At 62.2% G+C, this 11,671-nt stretch carries 10 protein-coding genes; 4 read left to right on the forward strand and 6 right to left on the reverse strand.

Going from position 1 to position 11,671, the window contains the following annotated elements:
• The 6 genes from dpdE to queC all read right to left on the reverse strand — a co-directional run bounded on the left by dpdE (window position 1) and on the right by queC (window position 6,865).
• Entirely contained in the window at window positions 1–3,195 is a 3,195-nt protein-coding gene (gene dpdE, locus ACFWGN_RS03980) for a protein DpdE (RefSeq protein ID WP_377615770.1), read from the reverse strand.
• 936 nt (window positions 3,196–4,131) lie between these two features.
• Window positions 4,132–4,335, reverse strand: coding sequence for a transposase (locus ACFWGN_RS03985; RefSeq protein ID WP_377615771.1), 204 nt, complete (start codon window positions 4,333–4,335; stop codon window positions 4,132–4,134).
• 182 nt (window positions 4,336–4,517) lie between these two features.
• Window positions 4,518–5,117 carry a VUT family protein gene (locus ACFWGN_RS03990; RefSeq protein WP_377615772.1) on the reverse strand — a complete coding sequence of 200 codons (600 nt, stop codon included), beginning with the start codon at window positions 5,115–5,117 and terminating at the stop codon, window positions 4,518–4,520.
• 32 nt (window positions 5,118–5,149) lie between these two features.
• On the reverse strand, window positions 5,150–5,518 hold the full coding sequence (gene queD, locus ACFWGN_RS03995; protein ID WP_377615773.1) for a 6-carboxytetrahydropterin synthase QueD: 369 nt from the start codon (window positions 5,516–5,518) through the stop codon (window positions 5,150–5,152).
• On the reverse strand, window positions 5,515–6,150 hold the full coding sequence (gene queE, locus ACFWGN_RS04000) for a 7-carboxy-7-deazaguanine synthase (protein ID WP_377615774.1): 636 nt from the start codon (window positions 6,148–6,150) through the stop codon (window positions 5,515–5,517). The genes queD and queE overlap by 4 nt, the downstream gene beginning before the upstream one ends.
• A gap of 10 nt (window positions 6,151–6,160) precedes the next feature.
• Window positions 6,161–6,865 carry a 7-cyano-7-deazaguanine synthase QueC gene (gene queC, locus ACFWGN_RS04005; protein ID WP_377615775.1) on the reverse strand — a complete coding sequence of 235 codons (705 nt, stop codon included), beginning with the start codon at window positions 6,863–6,865 and terminating at the stop codon, window positions 6,161–6,163.
• A gap of 309 nt (window positions 6,866–7,174) precedes the next feature.
• On the opposite strand from queC, the gene ACFWGN_RS04010 reads away from it, so the two are divergent.
• Genes ACFWGN_RS04010 through dbpB (ACFWGN_RS04025) form a run of 4 tightly spaced genes read left to right on the forward strand, consistent with a single transcriptional unit; the run spans window position 7,175 to window position 11,356 of the window.
• Entirely contained in the window at window positions 7,175–7,843 is a 669-nt protein-coding gene (locus ACFWGN_RS04010; RefSeq protein ID WP_377615776.1) for a hypothetical protein, read from the forward strand.
• A gap of 2 nt (window positions 7,844–7,845) precedes the next feature.
• Window positions 7,846–8,982: a DGQHR domain-containing protein DpdB gene (dbpB, locus tag ACFWGN_RS04015; protein WP_377615777.1), complete on the forward strand. Its 1,137-nt coding sequence runs from the start codon at window positions 7,846–7,848 to the stop codon at window positions 8,980–8,982.
• Window positions 8,979–10,196, forward strand: coding sequence for a tRNA-guanine transglycosylase DpdA (gene dpdA, locus ACFWGN_RS04020; protein WP_377615779.1), 1,218 nt, complete (start codon window positions 8,979–8,981; stop codon window positions 10,194–10,196). Before dbpB (ACFWGN_RS04015) ends, dpdA begins: the two co-directional genes overlap by 4 nt.
• Window positions 10,197–10,210: 14 nt before the next feature.
• Window positions 10,211–11,356: a DGQHR domain-containing protein DpdB gene (gene dbpB, locus ACFWGN_RS04025; protein WP_377615780.1), complete on the forward strand. Its 1,146-nt coding sequence runs from the start codon at window positions 10,211–10,213 to the stop codon at window positions 11,354–11,356.
• The last annotated feature ends 315 nt before the right edge of the window (window positions 11,357–11,671 follow it).

An 11,671-nucleotide genomic window follows, 5' to 3' on the forward strand; every position in this document is an offset into this window, starting at 1 on the left:
TCAACTCATCAGCGATCGTCCGGACAGCACGACCAAGCCGGTGCTGTCGAGTCGGAGGGTAGGAGTTGCCACCGCGGCGGACATAGCGCCGGCGATCACTTGCTCGCGATGGAGCTCTTCCTCCAGAAGCCTCAACTCCGATCCCGAACTGCGCGCGGCTCGCAGTCGTAACTGCGAGAGCCGCGTTGCGGCATCCCGGGCCGCGATCGCGGAAGCCCGGTCAATGGCAGTGCGGACGTCGTCCCGGTCGCGGACGAATCGTTGCGCAGCCGCCTCTGCTGTGCGCCATGACCGGCCCCAGCTTGCGGCAGGAATAAGCTCGTACGCGTGCTCGATCCGGGCCCGGTTGAGTGCGTAATCCCCGCCTTCACTCCTGGGGCCCGGTTTCGCGTAAGGAGCAGCGAGGGCACTGAGATGTACCTCGGTCGTCAACTCACGCGCCTCGGCCGTCGTCCACACGCTCACGATGATTGGCGGGAAGATGCCGTCGGCGCGGCGGGTGAGTGCGAGTTGGTCGACGCCCGCGTGGACGATGGCCAAGTCGCTCCGTGGATCCTTCTGGGTGGGTACTTCGAGCGGATTCGCCTCGACGGCATAGTCGAACCGATAGACGGGGGTGTCGTCACGCTCCCAATCGGGCAGCCAGCGCCACATGCCGAATGCGCGCCCTCGGTCGTCGTGCCAGAGGAAGTCGCTGACCGCGTCGATGAACTCATTGCCATAGCGGTAGAGATGAACGTCCTCGCCCTCCAGAGCAACGTGGCGCACGAACGTCCCTCGATGTCCCTTGATCGGTAGGAAGTCACGGATCAGTCGCGATGCAGGAATCAGCGGGATCTGTGCCTGTCTGCCGGGCAGGCGGCCGATTACCTCGTAACCGCCCAGGCCGGCGACGGGGTTACCCGTCGTCTCGAACCGGAGGTTTCCCGCAGCGCTGTTTGCTGCCAGGAGGTCATCGCTCACCTTCGCGAAGGCCGGGGCCCTGGATTCGACCTCCGCGATCTGCGCGTACACCGACCGGTCATCGGTGCTGGCCTCCAAACTGTCGAGAGCATCCTGCTCTCGGACCCGCTCGATCTCTGCGCTGAGCAACTCCTGGACGCGAATTACAGCCACGTCAACACCGTCAAGCCCCCGCTCGAGAAGGATGCGCCACGCCTCGTCCGTGGCGTTTTCCACGGCTTGTTGGAGGCTCGCCACCGAACTGTCGAAGATGCCGAAGCCCTCGGCAAGTATGTGCGTCCACGCGCCAGCGTAGGAATTGTCCCGGTCTCCAGAGACGACGTGGGACCGCCACTGTTCGGATCCGTCCGGTGACCAGCGATCGCAGCGCCCGATGCGTTGCTCCAGCCGATTCGCTCCTCCCGGAAGGCCGAGGTGCACCAGGACGTCGGCGAACTGCAGGTTCCGGCCCTCCTCGGCCGAGGAGTCAGCGACCAGGATCGCAGTCGTGCGGATGCTCTCGAAGGTCCGCACGGCGCGCTCGGTCTGCTCGCTAGCATCGGTGCTCAGGTGGCGGAACACGGACATGGCGCCGACCACGCCCTCCAATTCCTCGGCTACTTCCTCCGCTAGTTCTGAGGTCGGGCAGAATACGACTGCACGTTCCTTCGATGTCATGAGATCGCTCAGCGCTTCGGCGAACGGGCGGCTCACCGTCACCCGGCGATCGGCAAAGCTCAGATCCTGCTCGATGCGCCATAGCGCTGACCGCTCGTCGTCCGTAACCGCACCGGCGGCCCGGTGGGCGGACCAGACGCGCAGCGCACTTGGATCGAAGGTCAAGGAGACCGCCTCGGCGAAGGCGCGCCCGGTCGCGGTCATTGCTGATGTGTCACCCTCTGCCGTCGCTAAGGCATGCTCCCGCCATCGGTCAAGCGCTTCGGTGACCTCGCCGTCCGTTGAAGACTCGAGAAGGATAGGCTCCGGAGTTCGGCGGCCTGAGACCCTGTAGGTCCCTTCCAAGGCGGTGGTTCGGCGCGTCCGAAGCATGCGGCGATGAACGCGATATACCTCGGCAACGTGCGTGCGCAGGGCCCGGATCAGCGTTGCGGTCTGGTCCTTATCCTGTTCGGCGACGGCTTCCCGTGTGCGGGCGACGATCGTGGCGAGTTCCTTGTCGTCCGGAAACTCAGCCTGAACTTCCGTCAAGCGCCCGTTGAGCAGGACGCCGGGCAGGCCGGGCTGCAGACCGAGGAACACCCGGCCTAGCCCGGCGCGGGCCCCCAGACGGGAGCGTAGCTGCACCGCGGTGGTGTCGGCGTACACCGCAGGGTCCAGCAACTTCAGCATCGCCAGGAACGCGTCTTCGTTGTGCAGCGCGGGCGTCGCGGACAGCATCAATAACCTAGGACTCGCCAGGGCCACCTCGCGGAGGCGCTCGAAACGCGCCAACAGTACGGGATCGGTGCTGGTCGACATCCGGGCGAGGTTGTGCGCCTCGTCGACCACTACGAGGTCGGATTCCGCCCAGGAGTTCGGCTCGTCGTCCCTGCTAAACCGGACCCGGGCCCGAGTGAAGTCGTGCACGCGGAACTTTCGGGTCAGTTCACGCTTCCACGGCTCGAGGAGGAACGGCGGCAAAATCAGTTGAACGCGCAGTTCCGGCTTATCCAACAGCATCTGCCGGATGACGATGCCTGCCTCGATGGTCTTTCCGAGCCCGACCTCGTCGGCGAGGAGGTAGCGCTGGACCGGGTCCTGCAGGACCCGCCATGCGGTTTCCACCTGGTGACGGTGCAGTTCGATGCAACTCGACAGCACTGCACGCATGCCGTGGGTTGCCGAGCGTTGCTGAAGGATGCTGCGCAGGAACGGAAGACGCAGTTCGGTGAGCATCGGCGACTCAAGCATGCCCGCTTCGCCAAACCCCACCGGATCGGCCAGCGGCTTGTCCCAGCGCACGTGGAGTCGCTCCTCTGGAACGAATCCCTCCCATTCGTGACCCCGCACGTAGATGTCATTGTGTTCGCTGGTCTCGATGATGCGCCCGGAGCGCCAACGCTCGTTCTCGTCCTGCCAGAAGACACGCAACTCGGGCGACAGGGGTAGTCGGCTGAGGCTGGCCCGCAACACCGCCTCGCGGTAGCGGTCCGACGGCGCCTGCCCGGGCGCATCGAAGTACTCGAGGACGAGCTTGTCGCCCTCCCTGGCTAGGAGTTTGCCGGGGCCGAAACGGTTGCCCGAGGACAGCAAGAGGTCGCCACGACTCAAGGACCTGGTACGCCGTCCGGTCAAACTAGTGGGCGCGGTGTTCGCCGGCTTCCGCGGTTGACGAGGCTGTGGCACCTTGCCGTCAGCGTTCCGTGATCCGCGGCAACGCGGAAACTGCGAGCAACCCCAGAAGGTGTGCCCGGCACTGCGTCCGCGGGAGGCAAAATGCATCAGCATCACGGAACCGCACAGTGGACAGAGCACCTCAGCTGTCATGCCCGTCCCCGATCCGGCCGATCCCAGGCGTACCGCTGAAGGTTGCGGAGTTGCCAATCTTGAACGCCACGCGCATTCTCCTTGCCGGTGCCGCCGCCCCAACCCGGACAGGCGCCCGCCCGACCCTTGTGCAACGATGTGCCGATTCTGAGACCCCAACTCAGCGGCTCGGCCATCGTAGCGAGCAGTTGCGCCGGTGGACGCACCGTGGCGGGTGAATTGGCGGAGATCGCGTGACTTGATCTGGCTGACTGGCGGTGGTGGGCCTTGGCCCGACACGCCGAGCGGGTGCTTGACGGTGAAGCAAGCGGTGCGGCCGAGAGTATCGAGTCCGTGACGCTCGCCGACGACGAGCAGGCGCTGGCGTAGCAACTGGTGGCGCAGGCGACGGTGGCGGGGATCAGAATGGTCGGCCCTGACGGGCTGTTGACCGGGTTGACGAAGCGGGCGCTGGAGACTAAGGGCCCGCCGCGCGCATCAGTCGCTCGGCGGTGCACCGCACCACCGGGTAGTCCAGCCGGATTTTGGTATGGACCTGGTACGTCGTAGTTGTCCTCGTGAACGGTTGCATTCGCCGTCGCGGTGGCCGCGTCTCTGAGCGACCTGGCCGACGGTGGCCGCGTGCGGTGAGCGTAGTAAGCATGGGGGCAACCTGCAGGTCCCCGCAGATCGGCTCGACCCCGAACGCGTAATCGTGGGCGGTCAAGCTCCGGCGAAGAAGGCCGCTGGGGACCTCAAGATCGCGCTCGAGCGCCGCAGATCCCGGTCCTCGCGCTCCAGATCGGCCAGACGCTGCCCATCGCCGACCGTGGTCCCGGGCCGGTCGCCAGCCCCGACCCTGGCCTGGTTGACCCAGCTAGGCAGCATCTCGGGGTTGATCCCCAGTTGCTCATCGACCCTGCTCATCGCGCCGATCCGACCGGATCACGCCGCGGACCGACCGTCAACCGGACCGCTCGATCCCGAAGGTTGTTCGGGTACTCCTTCGACGCTCCCATGACATTCATCCTCTCGAGGAAGGAGAGCATCCATCAGACCCGAGGCGAGACAAACGTGGCAACGGGGTAGCCCAAATCGCGCCAGTATTGCTACGCCACGCTCCGGCGTTGCCAGGTCCACCGCACGAGCGCGTAGATGGCGAGCGGCAGAGCGGTCGCCCACAGGAGTTTCCCAACAATCTGCCCCAGCATGGTGTCCACCGTCAGCGGGAAGCCCGCGATTGTCAGGAAGACGAAGGTGTCGAGAGGGGCTGAAATGAGGTTCGAGGTGAAGGCGGCGCGTATGAAGCCTCGGCGACGAACCGCCACAAAGATGCAGAGGTCGACGAGTTCGGCGACAACAAACGCCGCCACCGAGGCGATCGCAATCTCGGGCGTTGACATGAACCAAGACAAGATCGCCGCTACACCGATCGCGCCGAGTGACCAGCGACGCCCGCCCTGCTTGTGGACGAAGTCTCGTGCGAGCAGTGCCGCGCCTGCCGCATAGGTCCCCGCCGGGGCGAGGAGGCCGAACCCAACCGGCACTAGGCCCATGTGAGACGTGACAACGTTCGCAGTCACCACGGCGCCGATGAACGCGGCCAAAGCCAGCATGAGGCCAAGCCCGAGGCGCCGCACCGGCAACGCATCAGTCGCGAGTTCTGCTGAAGAATCGCCGACCGAGTTCGACTTGAGTCGGGCCGTCATCTCGTGCTCCGAACTCACTGGCCGTGGCGAGTTCATGCTGTGCCCCGATAGGTACTTCCCGAGGTACACGTCTCCTGGACCGTTACGGCTGACAGCAGGCGGGGCAGTTGCTCCGCCAGTCGGTCCCAGATCCAGATTGCGAGGATCTCGCTCGTAGGGTTCTCCAGCCCAGGAATCTCGTTGAGGTACCGGTGGTCGAGGGCGTCGTCGAGTTCCTGCCAGACGGCCTTGATGTCGCCGAAGTCGATGACCCATCCCAGATCCGCATGAATAGGTCCAGAGGCCTCGATCCGCACTCTGTACGAGTGTCCGTGGAGGCGGAAGCACTTGTGCTCGGCGGGAACGCTCGGGAGGCGGTGGGCCGCCTCGAAGGTGAACTCCTTGAAGAGTTCCATAGTCATCGAATCCCTAGGTACTTGTGGGTCTGCATACTGAGGCTCCAGGTCGGGTTCTGCATGCAGTACTTGACAGCGGACTTCGTGTTCTCACCGATGTCAGGCCCGTCCATTGGCTGAAGTCGGAACGTCTTGAAGTCGAGGTGCGCGTACTTGGTCGGTTCCGCACCGGATTGCGGATACACGAGCTTCAACTCGCTTCCTGCGGTGACAAGCAGCGGCGCGCCGGCCTTCGGACTCACGCATAGCCAGTCGATTCCGGTCGGGGGCACTTGGGTGCCGTTGGTCTCGACGGCAACGTAGAACCCCTCGGCGTGGAATGCGTCGACCGCCGCCTGATCGAGTTGGAGAAGGGGCTCGCCCCCCGTGCATACGACCATCGGCTGACCGCCAGCGTCGCGGGGCCAGAGACTCGCAACGGCCAACGCGAGTTCCGTGGCCGAGGCGAACTTGCCGCCGTCTGGCCCGTCGGTCCCCACGAAGTCGGTGTCACAGAACTTGCAGATTGCCCGGCTGCGATCTTCCTCGCGACCGGTCCAGAGGTTGCACGAGGTGAAGCGGCAGAACACTGCGGGTCTTCCGGCGTGAGTACCTTCGCCCTGCAGGGTATAGAAGATCTCCTTGACCTTGTAGGTCACGACGCTCTCCTCACGACTGGTACTCCAGCGGATCGGTGGTGCCGGCCTCTGCAAACCCCCTGAGACGCAGCAAGCAGGAGTCGCAGTGGCCGCACGGGCGACCCTGGCGATCGGGGTCGTAGCACGACGATGTCAGGCTATAGTCGACGCCCAGGCGGAGACCGGCCTCGACAGTCTGAGCCTTCGTCAGATTGATGAGCGGCGTATGGATCGTGAGCCTCGAACCCTCGACGCCAGCCCGTGTTGCCAAATTGGCCATACTCTCGTATGCGTGGATGTACTCCGGGCGGCAGTCCGGGTAGCCGGAGTAGTCCAGCGCGCTTACGCCGATGAAGATGTCGCTTGCCCCGACTGTCTCCGCGTATGCCAGGGCGAACGAGAGGAAGACGGTGTTCCGGGCCGGCACGTAGGTCACGGGGATGTCCGCGTCGAGATTGTCGGCAGAGTCGTGCTTTGGGACGTCGATGTCACCGGTGAGAGCCGATCCACCGAAGACGCGGAGGTCGATGTCGGCGATCACGTGTCGAGCGACGCCCTGGGCGCGTGCGACACGGTCCGCGGCGGCGAGTTCGATGACGTGGCGCTGGCCGTACCGGAACGAGAGTGCATACGGCGTGTACCCCTCGTCCTTGGCCATCGCCAGGACGGTTGTCGAGTCGAGCCCTCCGGAGAGCAGTACGATCGCTGGCTTGTGCATGACGGCTCCTCTGTTCACTGCAGTTACGATAGCCTACGTCAGCAAGATTACTGCAGCGCGGAGTGCACGCGTTGGAGGAGCAGTTTCCAAGTCCACGGGAGGCCTGTAGTGCGGGAGTTGTCGATCGTCGTCACCTGCACTGGCCGTAAGGCACTACCCATCGACCCTGAACTGAGGGTGCGCGACCTGCCGGCGGAGGGTACGGCACTGCGGTCCGACCTCTGGCGTGCCCGCTTGCGTACGTCACGCGCTCCTCGGCGGCCCCTGCGCGAGTTGTACCAGGGCGAGGCGTGGCAGCGCTCGATGGAGCTCGCGTATCACGCTCGAATGGCAGGCTATTCGCCGACGACCTACGTGGCGAGTGCGGGCATTGGTCTCCGAGTCCTCGACTACGAGGCCCCGTCCTACTCGGCGACTTTCTCGAGCGGGCATGACGATTCGGTGGCGCCCGACGATGCTAGCCGTAGCACCTGGTGGAAGGCGCTAGCCGACCTTCCCTATGCACTCTCAATTCCCGATTTGCCTGTAGCCCCGACACTTGTTGTGTTGTCGGCTGCCTATGCGTCTCCACTTGCTCCAGAGTTGGCAGTACTGGCCGCGCGAGGCGCTGAGGTGCTCGTCGTTGGCGGCGGTCACGCAGTTGGTGGCACCGCACAGTTGCCCGCAAACCGGGACCTGCGGGCCGCCCTTGGCGGAAGCGCGATGAGCCTCAACCAGCGAATGGCTGCTGCATGGCTCGAAAAGTTGAACGGCAGGGCACTAACGGACACACGGCTCTTTTCAGAGTGGACGGCGTGGGAGCGGGTTGTACAGCGCCCCGAGGCATGGGGTCGTCAGACTCTTACCGACGACCTTGTTATTCGCAAAATCGAGACACTGCTCTCGGTCGACGAACAGATCTCGGCGTCGAGAGCACTGCGAATTCTGCGCGACAGTGGATTCGCCTGCGAGCAGAAGCGCTTCGCTCGCCTCTTCGGCTTCGCGACGGAGCGGTAGTGATGGCTGCAGACGGAAGACTGATCGAACGGCGTGCGCTGCGTGTCCATCAAAACGACGCGGTGCCACTCTACGTGTTTACCCTCGCGGCCGAGGAAATTAGGGAGGTTGCTGACGTTGCAAGAATCTCGCGTGATGAAGCTGGCAAGCTGATCGGCTACCAGCGGCCTGAGACGCGACAGCACGTAAGACAGATCCTCGACTACCTCAACTCTGATGACGTGCTGTTCCCGAACGCGCTGATCCTGGCGCTTCCTGACACAGTCCGTTTCCGCTCATCGCGGGGACCGGGAGCCTCTGACGGGCTCGCGACGGCGGGGACCCTGGAGATAGCGTTGCCAAGTGACAAGAACGCCCCGCGGCCCGCGTGGATCGTGGACGGCCAGCAACGTAGCCTTGCGCTTGCCCAGACCCGAAATCAGAAACTACCCATTCTGGTCGCAGGCTTTGTTGCGCCTAGTCTGGAATTACAGCGCGATCAGTTCCTGCGTGTTAACACTGTGAAGCCCTTGCCAAGCAATTTGGTAACTGAACTGCTTCCTGAAATCGTTGCAGCACCCTCGCCACGGATGTCAGCGCGAAAACTGCCTTCGGCGCTCGTTGACGTACTCAATCAGGATCCATCGTCGCCGTTCCATGGCCTGATCAAGCGAGCGTCGACGGAACCGGGCGATACTCAGACACGAGTTAAGGACACTAGTCTCATCGAGGCTCTGCGTGAGTCTCTCGAAGCCCCGTCGGGAGCACTCTTCCCTTTTCGCAATTACGCAACCGGGACGACGGACACAGAAGGCATCATACGACTCCTAATCGCTTACTGGAGTGCTGTAAGAGACCTGTTCCCCGACGCGTGGGGTTTGGCCCCCGCAGACTCCCGCCTCATGGGAGGGGTTGGCATCCGTTCAATGTCCCGCCTCATGGACCGTGTCGTCGCTCATATTGACCCCACATCCGATGACGCAGAGATTGCGGTGCGTCGCGAACTCAGTCGGATCGCGCCGCACTGCCGTTGGACCGAAGGGGAGTGGGAGGAGTTGGGTCTCCATTGGAACGAGTTGCAGAATGTCCCCCGCCACATCACGAACCTCTCAAACTACCTTGTCCGCAAGTATGTCGAAGCACGGAGCAAGGTGCGATGAAATTCTACTTTCCAGATAGTCAGGACCTTGTTTCGCCAACGTATGACTTCATTCACGATGAATACAGTCCATTTCGTGTGCGACAGCGCGATGATCTGTATGCCCACGAGGTGCTCGACGAACGCCCATATGACGGGATGCTCGTGTCGAAAGCGATTGTTGACGGCTCGGTCAGGGGCTCCGGAAAGTATAGCGAGGCTCAGCGCAATCGTCTGTATCGTCTCGGTGTTCAGCGGTTCTTTCGACTTCCGGATAATGTCGTCACTCTCGGCGATTGTGGGGCATTCAACTATGTCGACGAGGAAGAACCGCCCTACACCGTTGAAGAAGTGCTCGATTTCTACGTTGGGTGCGGCTTTCGAGCCGGCGTAAGTGTTGACCACGTGATCCTCGCGTATGACCGGAATGCCGTAGAGGCGACCGCGGATCCAGAATGGAAGAGGCGTCAAGCGGTCTCTTTACGTTTCGGAGAGAAGTTCCTTGACGCAAGTAGGTCGTATGAAAGCTCGGTGTTTCAACCGGTCGGCGCGGCCCAAGGTTGGTCACCCGCGAGCTACGCTCGGTCTGTCGCAGAACTGCAAGAAATGGGCTATCAGCGAATCGCGCTCGGAGGGATGGTGCCGCTGAAGACTCAAGATATTCTGGATTGCCTAAACGAAATTGATGCGGTGCGTTTAGATACAACAGAGTTCCATCTCCTTGGGGTCACCCGAGTCGATTCAATGGACGAGTTCGCACTGCACGGTGTTACCAGTTTTGACAGCACTAGCCCGTTCCGGCAGGCCTTTATGGACGACCGCAAGAACTACCACACTGAGAAGACCGCGTACGTGGCGATCCGCGTGCCCCAAGTCGATGGCAACCCTGCCCTCAAGCGCGCCATCCTCGCCGGCAAGGTGTCAGGGCGCGACGCCCTAGGCGCCGAACGGGAGACTCTTGATGCGCTCCGTGGACTAGATGCGGGCACTCGCACTGTCGAAGAAGCGCTGAAGGCACTTGCTGAGTACGAGATGGTGAGTCGATCCAAGAAGAGTTACATCGATCAGTACGCCCGAACATTGGGGGAGGCGCCCTGGCGGAACTGTTCTTGTTCGTTGTGTGGTGAGCACGGCATAGAGATTATCATCTTCAGAGGGACCGAGCGAAATAAGCGTCGCGGTTTCCATAACCTATCGGTGCTCGAGCGCAAGATGCGCACGTTGCAATACCGATGATTCAAGGAGTGCTCTTGAGCGACCAACATGTTCTGCGCTTGCCCGCGATTGAGATCTCCCAAGGGTCACGTCGCATCTATACGTTCGCCGTGGACGGCAAGGTCATCCACGACTTCGCCGCAGTCTCGCGCGTGCATCGCGACGAGAGCGGCTTGGATGGATATCAACGACCTGAAGTACTGACTCACGTCCGCGCAATCCGCCGGTACCTTGAGTCTGATGGTGCGATGCTACCCAACGCGATCGTTTTTGCTTTCGACGACCGAGTGTCCTTCCGTGCGACCGGGCCCAGTAACGGCCATGCAGTCGTGGGTGAACTGAATATCCCGGTTGATCGTTCGCTCTCGGAGGGGCAACGGCCAGCCTTGATCGTGGATGGTCAGCAGCGTTCAGCTGCAATTCGTGATTCGGAACTCGATGTGTTCCCGGTTGCGGCGGTCGGGTTTATTGCCAGCGGTCTCGAGGACCAGCGTGCGCAGTTCATATTGGTCAACAATACCAAGCCGCTGCCAAAGGGGCTGATCCACGAACTCCTTCCGGACACCACTGGTGAACTTCCGGTCGCCTATGCGCGACGTAAGTTGCCTGCGCAACTCATGATGCGATTGAACACGGATGGCGACAGTCCTTTCCAAGGCCGAATCTCGATGCCGACTGCGCCGGACGGCTACATCAAGGATAATAGCGTCCTGAGGATGATCGAGAATAGTCTCTATGAGGGGGCCCTCTATCAATATCGTGATCCCGTGACGGGAGGTGGGGACATCGAGACCATGGTTACCCACCTAAAGATCTTTTGGCAGCAAGTCGTGTTGCTTTGGGAAGATGACTGGTGCTTGCCACCGCGACGATCTCGTTTGACGCACGGCGTTGGTATTCGTTCAATGGGATATGTTATGGATGAATTGACCGAAGGCAAGGCGGTCGACGAGTTGAAGAATGATTTTGCGTTCCGCTCTGCCCTTCAGCGCCTCACTCACGTTGTGGCCTGGTCTGAGGGAAATTGGGGTTTCGCTGACGATGACACGCCACGCTGGAACTCACTGCAGAATTCTCCTAATGACGTCCGCCGACTTACAACATTCCTGCTAGGGGTTTGTCGTCAAAGGGTGGCGGAGTTGGCTCTGCAGTTTCCCGGGGAATCGAACGCGAATTCCTGATGCCGATCGGCGTTGCGCGTTATTAGCGACGCGAGGTGATGCGGGCCCGTTCTTAGCGTGTCTGTGGGAAACGATTTCCCGGTTTGTCGATCTGATATCCGACCGGGGTCATGTTGTCGCCGGCGTCGGCTCGGTTTAGCGGTAAGAGCTGTCACGGCCTTTCTGGAATCATGGAGGTTGTTACGTCGCGCGCGAACTCGAGTTTGGTGTCGCGTTAGTTGGCTCTTCACAATCCGGGGTGTAGTTGTGGTCTGAAGCCGCCGGTCTCGAGCAGTGCGCGGGCGATGTAGTGAGTCAGGTTCCGAAAGCCCAGGG

Origin of the sequence: Oerskovia sp. NPDC060338 (assembly GCF_042726295.1) — a bacterium.
Taxonomy (GTDB): domain Bacteria; phylum Actinomycetota; class Actinomycetes; order Actinomycetales; family Cellulomonadaceae; genus Oerskovia; species Oerskovia merdavium.